Origin of the sequence: Pseudomonas palleroniana, assembly GCF_022836895.1 — a bacterium.
Taxonomy (GTDB): domain Bacteria; phylum Pseudomonadota; class Gammaproteobacteria; order Pseudomonadales; family Pseudomonadaceae; genus Aquipseudomonas; species Aquipseudomonas palleroniana.
Genome location: NZ_CP092411.1, coordinates 360,780 through 382,567 on the forward strand (window position 1 = coordinate 360,780; position 21,788 = coordinate 382,567).

Sequence of the window (21,788 nt, forward strand, 5' to 3'; positions counted from 1 at the left end):
GTTCAAAAAGCGGAACTGCTTCACACATGTAGGACGGTTCGCCGCATAAATATCAATGTGACATTACGGGGCCAATTGTTTAGGATGGCGGTCATAAGGTCAATAGTTTGGCATAAACTAGATCGCGAATAAATCTAGCCAAATATTTGACGAAACCATCTTTACAGACTACGCCCCTCCTGTTTGGCCCTCCCCCTCGAGCGGCCACATGGAAATCATCAGAAACGGATCGCCGGAGAAAATTTTAATGAGCAGTGTTGTTGCCATCGTCAAAAGCATTGTTGGTCAAGTTTTCGTTATTTCTCCGGAAGGAACGCGGCGTGTATTAGTAGAAGGTGACCGCCTGTTTGCGGGCGACCAGGTCGACACCGGCATGTCGGGCGCTGTGAGCCTGGAACTGGCCGACGGCCGCACGCTGGACCTGGGCCGGGAAACCCAATGGAGCGCCGACCTGCCGGACTCCACCGTCGATCTGGCAGCTGCCGCCGAGAACGCGGCGCCGTCGGTTGCCGAGCTGCAACAAGCCATTGTCGCGGGCGCGGACCCGACCACCGACCTGGAAGCCGCTGCCGCAGGCCCAGCCGCTGCCGGTAATGGCGCCGCAGGCGGTGGCCACAGCTTCGTCGTGCTGGACGCGACCGCCGGCCGCGTTGACCCGACTATCGGCTTCCCGACCGCGGGCCTGGGCCAGGCCAACGCGGCACTGACCCAGAACGTCGGCGCCCAGCCTGGCGGTAATAACGGTGGCCTGACTCTGCAAACCGCCACGCTGACATTGGGCGCCACGTCGACCATTACCGAAGCCGGTGGCGTACTGACCTACACCGCCACCGTGACCCAGGCACCGATCGGCAACCTCAACATCACGTTGTCCAACGGTGCAGTGATCACCATCCCGTCGGGCCAACTGACCGGCACCGTCAACGTGCCCCTGGCCCCGAACGACAGCCCGTACATCGACCCAAGCCAAATCAGCGTCAACGTCACCGGTACCACCGGCGGCAACAACCTGGTGCTGAACATCGATACCACGCCGGCAGTGACCCAGGTCACCGACACCATCGACACCACCACCATCGCCCTGACGGCAGGCTCGACGGTCACTGAAGGCGGCCAGATCACCTACACCGCCACGTTGACCAACCCAGCACAGACGCCAGTGACTGTCACTTTGAGCAACGGCTCGGTGATTACCATCAAGGCGGGCGAGTCCACTGGCACTGTGGTCGTGGATACCCCGGCTAACGACGTCTACAACAACGGTTCTACCGTCAGCACTACTATTACTGGCGCGACCGGCGGCAACTTTGAAAACCTGGTGCCGAGCACGACTCCGGCCGTCACCACGATTGTTGACTCCGTTGACACCACCACCGTCGCCCTGACGGCCGGCTCGACCGTGACCGAAGGCGGCCAGATCACTTACACCGCCACGTTGACCAATCCGGCACAAACACCAGTGACTGTCACTTTGAGCAATGGCTCGGTGATTACCATCAAGGCGGGCGAGTCTACTGGCACTGTGGTTGTCGATACCCCGGCTAACGACGTCTACAACAACGGTTCTACCGTCAGCACTACTATTACCGGCGCGACTGGCGGCAACTTTGAGAATCTGGTGCCGAGCACGACTCCGGCCATTACCACGATTACTGACTCCGTCGACACCACCACCGTTGCCCTGACGGCTGGCTCGACCGTGACCGAAGGCGGCCAGATCACTTACACCGCCACGTTGACCAATCCGGCACAAACACCAGTGACTGTCACTTTGAGCAATGGCTCGGTGATTACTATCAAAGCGGGCGAGTCCACTGGCACTGTGGTTGTCGATACCCCGGCTAACGACGTCTACAACAACGGTTCTACCGTCAGCACTACCATTACTGGCGCGACCGGCGGCAACTTCGAAAACCTGGTGCCGAGCACGACTCCGGCCGTTACCACGATTGTTGATTCGGTCGACACCACCACTGTTTCGCTGACAGCGGCCCAAACCGTAACCGAAGGCGGTCAGATTACCTACACCGCTACGCTGACCAACCCAGCACAAACGCCAGTGACTGTCACTCTGAGCAATGGCTCGGTGATTACTATCAAAGCGGGCGAGTCCACTGGCACTGTGGTTGTCGATACCCCGGCCAACGACGTCTACAACAACGGCTCTACCGTCAGCACTACTATTACCGGCGCCACCGGCGGCAACTTTGAAAACCTGGTACCGAGCACGACTCCGGCCGTTACCACGATTGTTGATTCGGTCGACACCACCACTGTTTCGCTGACAGCGGCCCAAACCGTAACCGAAGGCGGTCAGATTACCTACACCGCTACGCTGACCAACCCAGCACAAACGCCAGTGACTGTCACTCTGAGCAATGGCTCGGTGATTACTATCAAAGCGGGCGAGTCCACTGGCACTGTGGTTGTCGATACCCCGGCCAACGACGTCTACAACAACGGCTCTACCGTCAGCACTACTATTACCGGCGCCACCGGCGGCAACTTTGAAAACCTGGTACCGAGCACGACTCCGGCCGTTACCACGATTGTTGATTCGGTCGACACCACCAACGTTTCACTGACCGCTACCGGAACGGTTGTCGAAGGCGGCCAGATCACCTACACCGCCACCTTGACCAACCCGGCGCAGACGCCGGTGACTGTCACTTTGAGCAATGGCTCGGTGATTACCATCAAGGCGGGCGAGTCCGTTGGCAGCGTAGTTGTCGACACCCCGCCGAATGATGTCTACGTCAATGGCAGCACCGTCAGCACCACCATTACCGGGGCGACCGGCGGCAATTTCGAGAGCCTGGTGCCGAATACGGCCCCGGCGGTCACCACGATTACGGACTCGATCGACACTACGACCGTGACGCTGACCGCGCCGACTGAGGCAAACGAAGGCGGACAGATTACCTACACCGCGACGCTTTCAAATAAAGCGGGCACTGATGTCACGCTGAAGTTGGATAACGGTTCGACCATTACCATCAAGGCTGGCGATACCGTCGGCACTGTGACCGTTCCTGCGCCTAGCGATGACGTGTTCATTGATAAGAGCACCCAGACCGTCAAGATCACCGACGCTACCGGCGGCAACTTCGAGAAGCTGGAGGTTGCAGGTAACGGTGCAACCACCACGATCAACGACACCATCGACAAGGTCGATGTGGTCCTGACCGCCACCAACACTGTGGGCGAAGGCGGCAACATCGTTTACACCGCTTCGCTGGTCGACAAGTCGGGTAATGCGGTGACCAACATCACCAATCCACTGACCGTGACTTTGGACAATGGCCAGACCATCACCATCGGTGTGAATCAGTCGAGCGGTAGCGTCACTACCGTGGCGCCTAATGATGTTTACAACGGCGACCAAACCGTTACCACCGCGATCAAAACGGTAACCGGCGGCGAGCACTTCGAGAACCTGGTGCCGGGCACCACGCCGGTAAATACCACCGTTACCGATACTCCGAGCACTGCGGACACCACCACCGTCACGCTGACTGCGCCAAGCGCAGTTAACGAAGGTGGTCAGATCACTTACACCGCGACCTTGAGCAATAAGGCCGGCACCGACGTCACCCTGAAACTCGACAACGGCTCGAGCATTACCATCAAGGCTGGTGACACCGTCGGTACTGTGACCGTTCCTGCGCCAAGCGATGACGTGTTCATCGACAAGAGCACGCAGACCGTCAAGATCACCGACGCTACCGGCGGCAACTTCGAGAAGCTGGAGGTTGCAGGTAACGGTGCAACCACCACGATCAACGACACCATCGACAAGGTCGATGTGGTCCTGACCGCCACCAACACTGTGGGCGAAGGCGGCAACATCGTTTACACCGCTTCGCTGGTCGACAAGTCGGGTAATGCGGTGACCAACATCACCAATCCACTGACCGTGACTTTGGACAATGGCCAGACCATCACCATCGGTGTGAATCAGTCGAGCGGTAGCGTCACTACCGTGGCGCCTAATGATGTTTACAACGGCGACCAAACCGTTACCACCGCGATCAAAACGGTAACCGGCGGCGAGCACTTCGAGAACCTGGTGCCGGGCACCACGCCGGTAAATACCACCGTTACCGATACTCCGAGCACTGCGGACACCACCACCGTGACCCTGACCGCGCCAAGCGCAGTTAATGAAGGCGGTCAGATTACGTACACCGCGACCTTGAGCAACAAGGCCGGCACCGATGTCACGCTGAAGCTGGATAACGGGTCGACCATCACCATCAAGGCCGGTGACACCGTCGGTACTGTGACCGTCCCGGCGCCGAGCGATGACGTGTTCATTGATAAGAGCACCCAGACCGTCAAGATCACCGACGCTACCGGCGGCAACTTCGAGAAGCTGGAAGTTGCAGGCAACGGCGCGACAACGATCATCAACGACACCATCGACAAGGTCGATGTGGTCCTGACCGCGACCAACACTGTGGGCGAAGGCGGCAACATCGTTTACACCGCCAGCCTTGTGGATAAAAACGGCGCAGCAGTAACCAACATCGCTAGCCCCCTGACGGTCACTCTGGATAACGGTAAAACCATCACCATCGGTGTGAACCAGTCGAGCGGTTCTGTTTCGGTAGTCGCTCCAAACGACGTCTACAAAGGCGACCAGACCGTCACCACCGCGATCAAAACGGTGACCGGCGGCGAGCACTTCGAGAACTTGGTACCGGGCACTACGCCGGTAAATACCACCGTTACCGATACTCCGGGCACTGCTGACACCACCACCGTGACCCTGACCGCGCCAAGCGCAGTTAATGAAGGTGGTCAGATTACGTACACCGCCACGCTTTCTAACAAAGCAGGTACTGACGTCACCCTGAAACTCGACAACGGTTCCACCATCACCATCAAGGCCGGTGACACCGTCGGCACCGTGACCGTCCCGGCACCGAGCGATGACGTGTTCATCGACAAGAGCACGCAGACCGTCAAGATCACCGACGCTACCGGCGGCAACTTCGAGAAGCTGGAAGTCGCAGGTAACGGCGCGACAACGACCATCAACGACACCATCGACAAAGTCGATGTGGTCCTGACGGCCACCAACACCATCGGTGAAGGCGGCAACATCGTCTACACCGCCAGTCTTGTGGATAAAAACGGCGCGCCGGTAACTAACATCACCAACCCACTGACCGTCACCCTGGATAACGGTAAAACCATCACCATCGGTGTGAACCAGTCCAGCGGCACCGTCACCACCGTGGCGCCGAACGACGTCTACAAAGGCGACCAGACCGTCACCACCGCCATCAAAGGCGTCACCGGCGGCGAGCACTTCGAGAACCTGGTACCGGGCACTACGCCGGTAAATACCACCGTTACCGACACTCCCGGTACAACCGATCTCACCACCGTCACGCTGACCGCGCCAAGCGCAGTCAACGAAGGCGGCCAGATCACCTACACCGCCACCTTGAGCAACAAGGCCGGCAGCGACATGGTGATCCAGCTCGATAACGGTTCGAGCATCAGCATCAAGCAAGGTGCAACTGTCGGTACGGTGACCGTCCCAGCACCAAGCGATGACGTGTTCATCGACAAGAGCACGCAGACCGTCAAGATCACCGACGCTACCGGCGGCAACTTCGAGAAGCTGGAAGTTGCAGGTAACGGTGCAACTACCACGATCAACGACACCATCGACAAGGTCGATGTGGTCCTGACGGCCACCAACACCGTTGGTGAAGGCGGCAACATCGTCTACACCGCCAGTCTTGTGGATAAAAACGGCGCGCCGGTAACCAACATCACCAATCCACTGACCGTGACTTTGGACAATGGCCAGACCATCACCATCGGTGTGAACCAGTCCAGCGGCACCGTCACCACTGTAGCGCCGAACGACGTTTACAACGGCGACCAGACTGTCACTGCCGCGATCAAAACGGTGACCGGCGGCGAGCACTTCGAGAACTTGGTGCCGGGCACTACGCCAGTGAACACCACCGTTACCGATACTCCGGGCACTGCTGACACCACCACCGTGACCCTGACCGCGCCAAGCGCAGTTAACGAAGGTGGTCAGATTACATATACCGCCACGCTTTCTAACAAAGCGGGTACTGACGTCACCCTGAAGTTGGATAACGGTTCGACCATTACCATCAAGGCCGGCGACACCGTCGGCACCGTGACCGTCCCTGCGCCAAGCGATGACGTGTTCATCGATAAGAGCACCCAGACCGTCAAGATCACTGACGCCACGGGCGGCAACTTTGAAAAGCTGGAAGTTGCAGGTAACGGTGCAACTACCACCATCAACGACACCATCGACAAAGTCGATGTGGTCCTGACCGCGACCAACACTGTGGGTGAAGGCGGCAATATCGTTTACACCGCTTCGCTGGTCGACAAGTCGGGTAATGCGGTGATCAACATCACCAACCCGCTGACCGTCACCCTGGATAACGGCCAGACCATCACCATCGGTGTGAATCAGTCGAGCGGCAGCGTCACCACCGTGGCGCCGAACGATGTTTACAACGGCGACCAGACCATCACTACCGCGATCAAAACTGTGAGCGGAGGCGAGCATTTCGAAAATCTGGTGCCAGGTACCGATAAAGTCACTACGACCGTAACGGACACACCGGGCACTGCAGATACCACCACCGTGACCCTGACTGCGCCAAGCGCAGTTAACGAAGGCGGTCAGATCACTTACACCGCGACCTTGAGCAATAAGGCCGGCACCGACGTCACACTGAAACTCGACAACGGTTCCACCATCACTATCAAGGCTGGCGATACCGTCGGTACCGTGACCGTTCCTGCACCTAGCGATGACGTGTTCATCGACAAGAGCACGCAGACCGTCAAGATCACCGACGCTACCGGCGGCAACTTCGAGAAATTGGAAGTTGCAGGCAACGGCGCGACAACGATCATCAACGACACCATCGACAAGGTCGATGTGGTCCTGACCGCGACCAACACTGTTGGTGAGGGCGGCAACATCGTTTACACCGCCAGCCTTGTGGATAAAAACGGCGCAGCAGTAACCAACATCACCAACCCGCTGACAGTCACCTTGGATAACGGCCAAACCATCACCATTGGTGTAAACCAGTCGAGCGGGTCTGTTTCTGTAGTCGCTCCAAACGACGTCTATAAAGGCGATCAAACCGTCACCACCGCCATCAAAGACGTTACCGGCGGCGAGCACTTCGAGAACCTGGTACCAGGCACTACGCCGGTAAACACCACCGTTACCGATACTCCGGGCACTGCTGACACCACCACCGTGACCCTGACCGCGCCAAGCGCAGTTAACGAAGGTGGTCAGATCACCTACACCGCCACGCTTTCCAATAAAGCGGGCACTGACGTCACCCTGAAACTCGACAACGGTTCCACCATCACCATCAAGGCTGGCGATACCGTCGGCACCGTGACCGTTCCTGCACCTAGCGATGACGTGTTCATCGACAAGAGCACGCAGACCGTCAAGATCACCGACGCTACCGGCGGCAACTTCGAGAAATTGGAAGTTGCAGGCAACGGCGCGACAACGATCATCAACGACACCATCGACAAGGTCGATGTGGTCCTGACCGCGACCAACACCGTTGGTGAAGGCGGCAACATCGTCTACACCGCCAGTCTTGTGGATAAAAACGGCGCGCCGGTAACCAACATCACCAATCCACTGACCGTGACTTTGGACAATGGCCAGACCATCACCATCGGTGTGAACCAGTCCAGCGGCACCGTCACCACTGTAGCGCCGAACGACGTTTACAACGGCGACCAGACTGTCACTGCCGCGATCAAAACGGTGACCGGCGGCGAGCACTTCGAGAACTTGGTGCCGGGCACTACGCCGGTGAACACCACCGTTACCGATACTCCGGGCACTGCTGACACCACCACCGTGACCCTGACTGCGCCAAGCGCAGTTAACGAAGGTGGTCAGATTACGTACACCGCCACGCTTTCTAACAAAGCGGGTACTGACGTCACCCTGAAACTCGACAACGGTTCCACCATCACTATCAAGGCTGGCGATACCGTCGGCACTGTGACCGTCCCAGCACCAAGCGATGACGTGTTCATCGACAAGAGCACGCAGACCGTCAAGATTACCGACGCTACCGGCGGTAACTTCGAGAAGCTGGAAGTTGCAGGCAACGGCGCGACCACCACCATCAACGACACCATCGACAAAGTCGATGTCGTACTGACCGCTACTAACACTGTGGGCGAAGGCGGCAACATCGTTTACACCGCTTCGCTGGTCGACAAGTCGGGTAATGCGGTGACCAACATCACCAATCCACTGACCGTGACGTTGGATAACGGCCAGACCATCACCATTGGTGTGAACCAGTCCAGCGGCACCGTCACCACCGTGGCGCCGAACGATGTTTACAACGGCGACCAGACCATCACTACCGCGATCAAAACTGTGAGCGGAGGCGAGCATTTCGAAAATCTGGTGCCAGGTACCGATAAAGTCACTACGACCGTAACGGACACACCGGGCACTGCAGATACCACCACCGTGACCCTGACTGCGCCAAGCGCAGTTAACGAAGGCGGTCAGATCACTTACACCGCGACCTTGAGCAATAAGGCCGGCACCGACGTCACGCTGAAATTGGATAACGGTTCGACTATTACCATCAAGGCTGGCGATACCGTCGGTACTGTGACCGTCCCGGCGCCGAGCGATGACGTGTTCATTGATAAGAGCACCCAGACCGTCAAGATCACCGACGCTACCGGCGGCAACTTCGAGAAGCTGGAAGTTGCAGGCAACGGCGCGACAACGATCATCAACGACACCATCGACAAGGTCGATGTGGTCCTGACCGCGACCAACACTGTTGGTGAGGGCGGCAACATCGTTTACACCGCTTCGCTGGTCGATAAGTCGGGTAATGCGGTGACTAACATCACCAACCCGTTAACGGTCACCCTGGATAACGGCCAAACCATCACCATCGGTGTAAACCAGTCGAGCGGGTCTGTTTCTGTAGTCGCTCCAAACGACGTCTATAAAGGCGATCAAACCGTCACCACCGCCATCAAAGGCGTCACCGGCGGCGAACACTTCGAGAACCTGGTACCGGGCACTACGCCGGTAAATACCACCGTTACCGATACTCCGAGCACTGCGGACACCACTACCGTGACGCTGACCGCGCCAAGCGCGGTCAACGAAGGTGGTCAGATTACGTACACCGCGACCTTGAGCAACAAGGCCGGCACCGACGTCACACTGAAACTCGACAACGGTTCCACCATTACCATCAAGGCTGGCGATACCGTCGGTACTGTGACCGTCCCAGCGCCGAGCGATGACGTGTTCATCGACAAGAGCACCCAGACCGTCAAGATCACTGACGCCACGGGCGGCAACTTCGAGAAGCTGGAAGTTGCCGGTAACGGGGCAACTACTACCATCAACGACACCATCGACAAGGTCGATGTTGTACTGACGGCCACCAACACCGTTGGCGAAGGCGGCAACATTGTTTACACCGCCAGCCTTGTGGATAAAAACGGCGCAGCAGTAACCAACATCACTAGCCCCCTGACGGTCACTTTGGATAACGGTAAAACCATCACCATCGGTGTGAACCAGTCGAGCGGGTCTGTTTCTGTAGTCGCTCCAAACGACGTCTATAAAGGCGATCAAACCGTCACCACCGCCATCAAAGGCGTCACCGGCGGCGAACACTTCGAGAACCTGGTACCGGGCACTACGCCGGTAAATACCACCGTTACCGATACTCCGAGCACTGCGGACACCACTACCGTGACGCTGACCGCGCCAAGCGCGGTCAACGAAGGTGGTCAGATTACGTACACCGCGACCTTGAGCAACAAGGCCGGCACCGACGTCACACTGAAACTCGACAACGGTTCCACCATTACCATCAAGGCTGGCGATACCGTCGGTACTGTGACCGTCCCAGCGCCGAGCGATGACGTGTTCATCGACAAGAGCACCCAGACCGTCAAGATCACTGACGCCACGGGCGGCAACTTCGAGAAGCTGGAAGTTGCCGGTAACGGGGCAACTACTACCATCAACGACACCATCGACAAGGTCGATGTTGTACTGACGGCCACCAACACCGTTGGCGAAGGCGGCAACATTGTTTACACCGCCAGCCTTGTGGATAAAAACGGCGCAGCAGTAACCAACATCACTAGCCCCCTGACGGTCACTTTGGATAACGGTAAAACCATCACCATCGGTGTGAACCAGTCGAGCGGGTCTGTTTCTGTAGTCGCTCCAAACGACGTCTATAAAGGCGATCAAACCGTCACCACCGCCATCAAAGGCGTCACCGGCGGCGAACACTTCGAGAACCTGGTACCGGGCACTACGCCGGTGAACACCACCGTTACCGATACTCCGGGCACTGCTGACACCACCACCGTGACCCTGACCGCGCCAAGCGCAGTTAACGAAGGTGGTCAGATCACTTACACCGCGACCTTGAGCAATAAGGCCGGCACCGACGTCACCCTGAAACTCGACAACGGCTCGAGCATTACCATCAAGGCTGGTGACACCGTCGGTACTGTGACCGTTCCTGCACCAAGCGATGACGTGTTCATCGACAAGAGCACGCAGACCGTCAAGATCACCGACGCTACCGGCGGCAACTTCGAGAAGCTGGAGGTTGCAGGTAACGGTGCGACAACGACCATCAATGACACCATCGACAAGGTCGATGTGGTCCTGACGGCCACCAACACCGTCGGTGAAGGCGGCAATATCGTTTACACCGCTTCGCTGGTCGACAAGTCGGGTAATGCGGTGACCAACATCACCAACCCACTGACCGTGACGTTGGATAACGGCCAGACCATCACCATTGGTGTGAACCAATCCAGCGGTTCCGTCTCGGTAGTCGCTCCGAACGACGTTTACAAAGGCGACCAGACCGTCACCACCGCCATCAAAGGCGTCACCGGCGGCGAGCACTTCGAGAACCTGGTACCGGGCACTACGCCGGTGAACACCACCGTTACCGATACTCCGGGCACTGCGGACACCACCACCGTGACCCTGACCGCGCCAAGCGCAGTTAATGAAGGTGGTCAGATTACGTACACCGCCACGCTTTCTAACAAAGCGGGTACTGACGTCACGCTGAAACTCGACAACGGTTCCACCATCACCATCAAGGCTGGCGATACCGTCGGCACTGTGACCGTTCCAGCGCCGAGCGATGACGTGTTCATCGACAAGAGCACGCAGACCGTCAAGATCACCGACGCTACCGGCGGCAACTTCGAGAAACTGGAAGTTGCAGGCAACGGCGCGACCACCACGATCAACGACACCATCGACAAAGTCGATGTGGTACTGACGGCCACCAACACCGTCGGTGAAGGCGGCAACATCGTCTACACCGCCAGCCTTGTGGATAAAAACGGCGCGCCGGTAACCAACATCACCAACCCGCTGACCGTCACCCTGGATAACGGTAAAACCATCACCATCGGTGTGAACCAATCCAGCGGCACCGTCACCACCGTGGCGCCGAACGACGTCTACAAAGGCGACCAGACCGTCACCACCGCCATCAAAGGCGTCACCGGCGGCGAGCATTTCGAGAACCTGGTACCGGGCACTACGCCGGTAAATACCACCGTTACCGATACTCCGGGCACTGCTGACACCACCACCGTGACCCTGACCGCGCCAAGCGCAGTTAATGAAGGCGGTCAGATTACGTACACCGCGACCTTGAGCAACAAGGCCGGCACCGATGTCACGCTGAAGCTGGATAACGGGTCGACCATCACCATCAAGGCCGGTGACACCGTCGGTACTGTGACCGTCCCGGCGCCGAGCGATGACGTGTTCATTGATAAGAGCACCCAGACCGTCAAGATCACCGACGCTACCGGCGGCAACTTCGAGAAGCTGGAAGTTGCAGGTAACGGTGCAACTACCACCATCAACGACACCATCGACAAGGTCGATGTGGTCCTGACCGCGACCAACACTGTGGGCGAAGGCGGCAACATCGTTTACACCGCCAGCCTTGTGGATAAAAACGGCGCAGCAGTAACCAACATCGCTAGCCCCCTGACGGTCACTCTGGATAACGGTAAAACCATCACCATCGGTGTGAACCAGTCGAGCGGTTCTGTTTCGGTAGTCGCTCCAAACGACGTCTACAAAGGCGACCAGACCGTCACCACCGCGATCAAAACGGTGACCGGCGGCGAGCACTTCGAGAACCTGGTACCGGGCACTACGCCGGTAAATACCACCGTTACCGATACTCCGGGCACTGCTGACACCACCACCGTGACCCTGACCGCGCCAAGCGCAGTTAATGAAGGTGGTCAGATTACGTACACCGCCACGCTTTCTAACAAAGCAGGTACTGACGTCACCCTGAAACTCGACAACGGTTCCACCATTACCATCAAGGCTGGCGATACCGTCGGCACCGTGACCGTTCCTGCACCTAGCGATGACGTGTTCATCGATAAGAGCACCCAGACCGTCAAGATCACCGACGCCACCGGCGGCAACTTCGAGAAACTGGAAGTTGCAGGTAACGGCGCGACAACGACCATCAACGACACCATCGACAAAGTCGATGTGGTCCTGACCGCCACCAACACCATCGGTGAAGGCGGCAACATCGTCTACACCGCCAGTCTTGTGGATAAAAACGGCGCGCCGGTAACTAACATCACCAACCCACTGACCGTCACCCTGGATAACGGTAAAACCATCACCATCGGTGTGAACCAATCCAGCGGCACCGTCACCACCGTGGCGCCGAACGACGTCTACAAAGGCGACCAGACCGTCACCACCGCCATCAAAGGCGTCACCGGCGGCGAGCACTTCGAGAACCTGGTACCGGGCACTACGCCGGTAAATACCACCGTTACCGACACTCCCGGTACAACCGATCTCACCACCGTCACGCTGACCGCGCCAAGCGCAGTCAACGAAGGCGGCCAGATCACCTACACCGCCACCTTGAGCAACAAGGCCGGCAGCGACATGGTGATCCAGCTCGATAACGGTTCGAGCATCAGCATCAAGCAAGGTGCAACTGTCGGTACGGTGACCGTCCCGGCGCCAAGCGATGACGTGTTCATCGACAAAAGCACCCAGACCGTCAAGATCACTGGCACCACTGGCGGTAACTTCGAAGGTGTGAGCATCACACCGGGCGGCGCAACCACTACCATCAACGACACGATCGATGATGTGACCGTGTCGCTCAAGGCCACGGGGTCTACCAGCGAAGGCGGACAGATCATCTACACCGCGTCGCTGGTCGACAAGAACGGTGTGGCAGTCAACAACGTCGGTTCCGACCTGGTGGTGAAGCTGGATAACGGTTCGACCATCACTATCGGTAACGGCAAGTCCAGCGGCGTCACTACCGCCACCGCGCCTAACGATGCGTACGTGGGCGCCAACGATGTCAGCAACAAGATCACCGGCGTGGTCAGCGGCGGTGACAAGTACGAGCACCTGATCGTCGACGGCAGCACCGTAGTCACCAAAGTCACCGACGTGGTCAACAACACCACCATCAGCATCACTGGCGACACATCGGTGACCGAAGGCGCAACCGCGCACTACACCCTGACCCTGAGCAACCCGGCGCAAACCGATGTGACCGTGACGCTCAAATACAGCGGCACCGCCACCGACGGCTCGGACTTCAACGGCGTGTACACCGTGAAGATCCCTGCCGGCTCCAGCAGCGTGCCGTTTGATATCCGTACCATCGATGACAAGATCACCGAGCCGACCGAGCAGATCGTCATCACCATCGACAAAACCACGGGTGGCAACTTCGAGAACCTGGTGGTCGACAAAGGCAGCGTCAGCACCAACATCATCGACAACGATGCGCCGCCGGTCATCGACCTGGATGCCAACAACTCCAGCGGCGCAACCGGTGCCGACTACAAGACGACCTTCACCGAAGGTACCGCCGGGCCGGGTGTGTCGATTGCCGACACGGATATCAAGATCACCGACCCGGACAGCACCCTGCTGACCGGCGCGACCGTCACCTTGACCAACGCACAGGCCGGTGATGCACTGAACCTGGGCAACAGCGTGAATGGCATTACCGTCAGCACCAACAACCAGACGGGCACCATCACCCTGACGTTGTCGGGCAGCGCCACGCTGGCTGACTACATGCAGCGTATCCAGAACATTACGTTCACCAACAGCAGCCACGACCCGAGCACCACGCCACGGACCATTACCGTGACCGTGACCGATGGCGGCAACTACTCCAACGTGGCGACCACCACCGTCAACGTGGTGGCGGTCAACGATCCACCGGTGGCGACCGGCAGTGCCGTGACCGGCACCGAAGACACGCCACTGGCGCTGACCTGGGCCAACTTCGGCGTGACCGATGTGGACTCGCCACAAAGCAGCCTCGGCGTGAAAATCACCGACCTGCCGGTGGCCGGCAAGCTGCAATACCTGGCGGCGGATGGCACGACCTGGACTAGCGTGACCGCAGGCCAGACCTTCACCAAAGCCCAGATCGACGGCGGCCAGTTGCGCTTTATGCCGAACGCCAACGAGTCCGGCGCCGACGGTTATGGTGGCACCGGCGTTGGTAACAGGCAGGCGGATTACGCGCAGTTCAAGTTCCAGCCTACCGACGGCAAGGACCTGGGCAACAGCGCCACGATGAAAGTCGACATCACCCCGGTGGCCGATGCTCCGACCCTGAATGTGGCCGACAACAACGTCAATTCGATCGGCTTGCTCAAGCAAAGCTGGAACAGCGTTTCGGGTCTCGGCACCAACGGGAACGGCGCAGCACCGGCCGACCTGAAAAACGCCATTGATAACGCCGGCACGCCAAACAGCAGCGGGTTGGTGACCAACGTCGAATCCACCACCAATGTCACAGCAGGCAGCGGCTCGAAGATCTCCGGCCTGATGTACATGGAAGCCGGCAAGACCTACACCTTCAGCGGTACCGGCGATGACAGCCTGGTGATCAACGTCGGCGGCAAAGACGTGGCCAGCGCTCAGTGGGGCAACAACAGCGGCAAGTTCAGCGGCTCGATCACACCGACAGTGAGTGGTTATTACAGCCTCGAGATCTATCACGCCAACCAGTCCGGCCCTGGCAGCTACGACGTCAACCTGTCGGTCAATGGCGGCCCGGTTCAAGACCTGAGCACCAGCGGCGTGCCGCTGTACACCGGCATCACCGACCTGACCAACGCCGGCGTGACCGTCTCCGACCTGCATGGCAGCAACGGCGACGGTTACTACGTGGGCTACAAGCTCAACGAAGGTCTGGAAAACGGTACCGTCAAGCTGTCCAAGGTCACCACCGCACTGACCGACACCGACGGCTCGGAAACCCTCAGCGTGAAGATCAGTGGCATACCGGCCGGCTCCGTGCTCACCGATGCATCCGGGCATACTTTCACCGCGACCAAGGCTGTGGGCGAAGTCAACGTGACCGGTTGGGACCTGAGCTCCCTGTCGATTAAGCCACCGACCTACTACAGCGGCCAGTTCAACCTGGCGGTTACCTCGACCTCCACCGAAAGCCTCGGCGGTTCTGCGACCACCACCGCGCAATTGCCGGTCACCGTGTACCCGGCGACCTATAGCGCCGCCACCGGCACCTCGGGCAGCGACTCGCTCACCGGCACCGATGGCAACGATATTATGGTTTCCGACATCGGCGGCCTGAACGTGGTGCAGGGCAAGAACTACAACATCGCGTTCATGGTGGACAGTTCAGGCAGCATGACCCCGGCTTCGATCAGCGCGGCGAAAGACTCGCTGACCTCGGTGTTCAACTCGCTCAAAAACAGCCTGGGCGCCAACACCTCGGGCACGGTGAATATCTTCCTGGCAGACTTCGATACCCAAGTGAACAAGTCGGTCGCGATCAACCTCAACGATCCGAACGCGCTGAACGTGCTCAAGGGAGTACTGGACTCGATGACGTCGGGTGGCGGTACCAACTATGAGGACGTGTTCAAGACCACGGCGAACTTCTTCCAGAGCGGCCTGGCGACCAGCAACACCGGCGCCACCAACCTGACCTACTTCATCACCGATGGCCAGCCGACGTACTACCAGAGCGGCGAGCAGACCAACCCGACGATTTACAACACCAAACTCGACGATCTGGTGACGACGTCCAACTACACACTGGGGACAACGTTCAGCAAGTACTTGGATAACACCCACTACTTCAGCATCGACACCTCGGGTACGGCTCAATTGCAAACCTGGAACGGCTTCTGGTGGGTCGCCAACAATCTGGGCACCCTTCACGCCCAAGGTGACGGCACCTACGAGTTGTCCAACCTGAACGGTACAGGCAACAGCACCGATTCGGCGACGTTGAGCAACGCCAAGAGCGCGTTTGCGCTGCTGGGTGGGCTGTCGCAGGTGGAAGCGATCGGTATCAACGGCGATGTCAGCCTCAATGACCTCAAGCCGTACGACAGCGATGGCAAGCCGCAAAGCAACATCGATCCGAAGGACCTGGCCAATGCCATCCTCGGTCACACCGAGGCCACGCTGCCTGGCAACGACACCGTGAACGGCGGCGACGGCAACGATATTATCTTCGGCGACCTGGTGAGCTTCAGCGGCGTTACCGGTGAGGGCTACAACGCGCTGCAAGCCTTTGTGGCGCAGAAAACCGGTGTAGCCGTAACGGCCGTGACCCCTTCGAACGTGCACCAGTACGTGACCGAACACTACGCCGACTTCGATGTGTCCGGCGCCAAAGACGGCAACGACACGCTGCTGGGCGGCGCAGGCGATGACATCCTGTTCGGCCAGGGCGGTAATGACTACCTGGACGGCGGCAAAGGCAATGACATCCTGTTGGGCGGCACCGGTAACGACACGCTGATCGGCGGGCCGGGCAATGACATCCTGATCGGTGGCTCAGGTGCCGACACCTTCGTGTGGAAAGCCGGTGACGTCGGTAACGATGTGATCAAGGACTTCAAGGCGTCGGAAGGCGACCGCATTGATCTGCGGGACCTGTTGAAGGGTGAAACGGACAGCACCATCGACAACTACTTGAAGATCACCACGGTGGACGGTGTGTCGACGCTGCAAGTGAGCAGTGAAGGCAAGCTCAACGCCGCCGGCGGCCTGGCCAATGCCGATGTGACGATCAAGCTGGAAGGCAACGATTGGTCCCACACCAGCATCAACTCGCTGATCAGTGGTGCCGACCCGACCATCAAGATCGACCACACCGCCTAAGCCTCGGATATCGGCCGCCCTCACCGGCGGCCGATTTCGTTGCTGGCCCTGCCGGGCGATTGCATCGCATACTTGTGCCTATCAACACACTGTTGGCCGATGCTGGCGACGGCGTGTGGCTCATTTTCGAGGGGTTCTTATGTTTTATGTGCAACGTGATGCCCAGGGCGCGCTAAGCCGCGTGGAGGCCGCCGCCTTTGCCGAGTCGACCGAAACCCTGCCGGCCGATCACCATGAGATCCAGGCCTGGTACGCCAACGAAGTGGTGGAAACCAGCCTGGCGCAACTCAAGCAGAGTGACCTGGAGATGATCCGGGTGCTCGACGACTTGATCCAGGTGCTGACCAGCAAAGGCATTATCAGCGTGACGGACCTGCCACCCGCTGCCCAGGCAAAACTGATCGACCGTACCCACGCGCGGGAATCATTGGGTGGGCTCAGCCACTTGATCAATGATGAAGAGACTGGGCTGATCTGACTTCTCAAAGTCGAACCCGATCGAAAATGTGAGCGTGGGCTTGCAGTGGCGAGGGAGCTTGCTCCCGCTGGAGTGCGTAGCGCTCCCGGCTTTTTGGGGGCCGCTTCGCAGCCCGGCGGGAGCAAGCTCCCTCGCCACAGAAAGCCGCCTCCACAGTCGCGTTGTGATTATTTCCAGGGCGCAGGCTCGCCAAATAACTGCCCCTGCACGCCGAAGATCCCCATCTCGCGAATCACCTTCAGCTCGCCCTCGGTCTCGACGCGCTCGGCAATCAACGGCAAGTCGATGCTGTGGGCCGCACGCTGGATCGCCTCGATAAACAGGCGCTTGTCGCTCTCCTGGTCGATGGCACGGATGTAGCTGCCGTCGATCTTCAGGTACGCCAGGCCCAGGCGCGCCAAGTTGCCGATCATGCTGAAGCGCCCGCCAAAACGCTGCAGGCTCAGGGAAAAGCCCACCTCGCGCAGGCGATGGGTCAATTGCTCGAGCAGGGCCTGCTCCGGCAGTTGTTCCTCGCCGATCTCCAGGGTCAGGCGCGGGCCCAGGTTGCTGTGCTGGCGTAGCAATTCAACAATCCGATTCAGCGCCTGGGCGTCCTGCAAGGTCGCGGCCGAGAGGTTCAGCGCCAGGCTATGGGTGTGGCCGGCCATCTGTTTGAGCACTTGTTCGAGCATCAGGCGGTCCAGGCGGGACGTCCAGCCGAAGCGTTCAAGCCACGGCAGGAAACGCCCGGCGGGTATCGTATGGCCGTCTTCATCCTGCAGGCGTGACAGGACTTTATAGTGCAGCACCAATTGCGGGTCCTGGCTGGCCACCACCGGCTGGAAATACAACTCGAAGCGCTGCTGCGTCAGTGCCTGGTCCAGCAACCTGTGCCAGGCATGGTGATCGTCACCGACACTGGCGGCGGCGCTATGGTCAAGGCATACCCAACTGCTATCGCCCTGCCCCTCAGCTTGCGCCAGGGCCTGGTCAGCCAAGGTCAGCAGCGCCTGGGGGGCGTCGCCATGGTTGAACGGTGCCAGGCCCATATAAGCGACCGGCGTCACATCGCTGGCGCCGGTGGCCTGCAGGCTGTGTAAGGTGCTTTCGAGGTTCTGCGCCAACTGCAGCGCCTCTTCACGCATCAGCCCCGGCGCCAGCACGGCGAACTCACCACCGCGAATACGCGTGACGAGGTTGTGGGTTTCCGGGTACGGCTCGCACTGGCGCAGCAGTTGCTGACCGACCGCTTGCAGCAACTGGTCAGTGCGCTGGCCACCCAGACGCTGGTTGAGACCGGCCAGGTCCTTGACCCGCAACAGCAGCAGATAGCCGGTGCTGGTGTCTTCCGGGTTGCTGACACGAGCGTTGAGCTGCATCTCGAAGTAGCGACGATTGGCCAGGCCGGTGAGGTTGTCCTGATAGGATTCGGTGCGCAATTTTTCGCTGCGTTCGGCCTGCTCCTGGAACAGCGCCTTGAGCTTTTCTACCATCTGGTTCATGGCCTGTACCACGCGCCGCAGTTCCGGCGTGCGGGGCAGCTCAGGCAGGCTGAGGAATTCGCGGCGGGCGATGGCATGGGACTGCTTGACCATGTAGTCCAAAGGTTTCAATTGTCGCCGTAGCAACAGTGCGCCGAGCACCGCACTGACCGCGCCGCACAGCAGCAGCCAACCGAGACTGCCCAGGGCGCTCTGCCAGAGTTTGGCCAGAGCGAACATCGGGTGGCTGATCACCTCCACCCGCGCCGCCTGCTCCCAACCACGATTGACCAACGCATCCCCCCCGGCCGGTTCCAGGCCGATCAACTTGACGAACCAGTCGGGCACGCCATTGTTGTCGGGAATGCCGCTACGCTCGACGATAGTCTTGTCGGTTGCCAGGTCCACCACGCGGATGCTCGCGTAATAACCGCTGTCGAAGATCGAACTGACCAGCAGCTCCACCATCGCCGGATCGTCGATATTGGGCGTCAGCGACAGCGCCAATGCCGTCGCCGCATCCTGTGCGTGGGAGCGCAACTGGTTGACGTATTGCGTGCGCGAGCTCTCCAGGCTGACCATGAAGCTGCCGCTGAAGGCGACTACGAGGAACAGACAGATTGCGATCAACAGTTGTTTGAACAAAGACACCGATCAGTTACTCCTAGTTGGCAGGCTCGGCTGGGAAGCCTTCCGCACGCATTTTTCTCAACACATCCTGCCAGCGCGACAAGCGTTTGGTATCGCCGACTTTCTTGTTGCCCTTGGCACCCGGCAAGTACAGCCCCTCGGCGTTGAATGAGTACACCGGAAGCAGGTCGGTACGGCGGGTGGCCGGGAGGATCTCGTCCATCAGGCTGTCGAGCACCAACGGGATAGCGTCGGGGGTCGGATAGTAGGTCAGGACCATGTGAGCGCGATTCTGACGCAAGGCCTTGACGTAAGTAATGCGCAATTTGTCGCTGGAAACCCCCAGGTGGCGCAGGCTGAAATACTTGGCGATAGCGTAGTCTTCGCAATCACCGGCACCCTTCCACAAGGCTTCGACAGGCGTCTCCCAATAGTCTTCCACATGCCACAGATCGATGTCTTCCGTGTAGGTCATGTGCTGGTTGAAGAACAGGTTGACGACCTTGAGCTGCTCTTGTTCACTGACTTGTTTCTGCGTCGCGAGCAGCCGCTGCCACTCGTCGATACGTTGCTGCCCCTTCCCCAACGGTCCGTACAAGGCGGTGGCTTTGCGACTGATCTGGGAGAAATCCCAATCGGCATGCAGCCCGCCGAGCATCAAGCCGGCCAACAATAACGCTGAAAACAGCCAGCTGAGGATTCGAGAAGAAATAAAACTTACCGCCAAGGCGTTCAGTCCGTGAAGAAAGACGGAATTTCAAGGGATGGTGAAGCTTTGACCCGGAAAAAACAATGGCACAGTGCAATCATTCATGAGCCGGCCAAATTTATAACCGCAATTTGTGGGATGCACAAAGTACTTCCTGTAAGCCCTTACAAACGGAAACTTTGGTTGTTTGACAAGCGTGCAACCCATCTTTAGTGTGCATTGGATCCAATTAAACACACTCTATTCAAGAAAGGAGGATAGCGTAACCGTGACGCAGAAGCCGAACCCTTTAAGCAGCATCAAAATCAGCGAGCCTATTCCCGCCCATCTTGCCCGCTCCGTTATTGAAGAAACATTACGAAACGCCATTCTCGATGGGCGTCTGCCCTGTGGCACGGCTATGCGCCAGCAAGAACTGGCCAGCCTGTTCGGTGTCAGCCGCATGCCCGTGCGAGAAGCCCTGCGCCAACTGGAGGCACAGTCCTTGCTGCATGTGGTGACCCACAAAGGCGCCGTGGTAGCCCCCTTGATCGAGGACAATTCGGCTGAGACCTATGGCTTGCGCATGTTGCTGGAGTCCGAAGCGTTGCGCTTGTCGATCCCCTTGCTCACCGACGCCGACATTGAAGAGGCCGAATCTTGCATCAATGCTCTGGAGCGCGAAAAAGACTACACCGAGATCGGACGCCTCAATCGCCTGTTCCACATGGCCTTGTATGGCAAGGCACCTAACCAGCGGCTACTCAAGTTGGTCGAACATGGGCTGAACGAGGAGGAGCGGTTCCTGCGCTTCAACCTCGAGGCGATGGGCCTGGGCCCGACGTCCCAGGAAGATCACCGGGAACTGCTGAGCCTGGTGGCACAGAAAAAAATCGACGAGAGCATCCTTACGCTACGCAATCACCTGATGCGCGGGATGGAAGTGATCGCCAATTACCTCAATGGTCTCGACACCAGCGACAATAAAAGGTCCCTGTAAGCCCTTCCCGCTCCCCCTCCCTGACTGTTTATTAAGCGGGGCAACTTCTATCTGGAAGTGTCCCGCGCTAATCAGTTATAAAAAATTGAACACGCTCAATTAAACCGACCGTCAACAAAGAAACTTCCCACTTTTAAAAAGACAATTTCCGCCCACTGTTATTTTTCGAAAAAACATCTAATACATTTATAAGCTCACCCAAACGTTTATTCAGCTTATTATCTTCGCCCAACAGCCCCAGCCTCTCA

5 protein-coding genes are annotated in these 21,788 nt (G+C 58.6%); 3 read left to right on the forward strand and 2 right to left on the reverse strand.

Annotated elements, in window-relative coordinates:
• Nucleotides 1-247 precede the first annotated feature (247 nt).
• Both MJP36_RS01545 and MJP36_RS01550 read left to right on the forward strand, forming a co-directional pair.
• Nucleotides 248-17,281 (forward strand): LapA family giant adhesin, encoded by a 17,034-nt coding sequence (locus tag MJP36_RS01545; RefSeq protein WP_244384726.1) that lies wholly within the window; start codon nucleotides 248-250, stop codon nucleotides 17,279-17,281.
• A 139-nt stretch (nucleotides 17,282-17,420) separates the two neighbouring features.
• Entirely contained in the window at nucleotides 17,421-17,759 is a 339-nt protein-coding gene (locus MJP36_RS01550) for a hypothetical protein (protein ID WP_060756940.1), read from the forward strand.
• Nucleotides 17,760-17,926: 167 nt separating this feature from the next.
• Here MJP36_RS01550 and lapD read toward each other — a convergent pair whose 3' ends face one another.
• Nucleotides 17,927-19,873, reverse strand: coding sequence for a cyclic di-GMP receptor LapD (lapD, locus tag MJP36_RS01555; RefSeq protein WP_244384728.1), 1,947 nt, complete (start codon nucleotides 19,871-19,873; stop codon nucleotides 17,927-17,929).
• A gap of 13 nt (nucleotides 19,874-19,886) precedes the next feature.
• Nucleotides 19,887-20,510, reverse strand: a complete 624-nt coding sequence (gene lapG / locus MJP36_RS01560; RefSeq protein WP_425226357.1) for a cysteine protease LapG — start codon at nucleotides 20,508-20,510, stop codon at nucleotides 19,887-19,889.
• Nucleotides 20,511-20,829: 319 nt separating this feature from the next.
• Between lapG and MJP36_RS01565 the strand changes: the two genes are divergently transcribed.
• Nucleotides 20,830-21,540 (forward strand): GntR family transcriptional regulator, encoded by a 711-nt coding sequence (locus MJP36_RS01565; protein WP_060756943.1) that lies wholly within the window; start codon nucleotides 20,830-20,832, stop codon nucleotides 21,538-21,540.
• The last annotated feature ends 248 nt before the right edge of the window (nucleotides 21,541-21,788 follow it).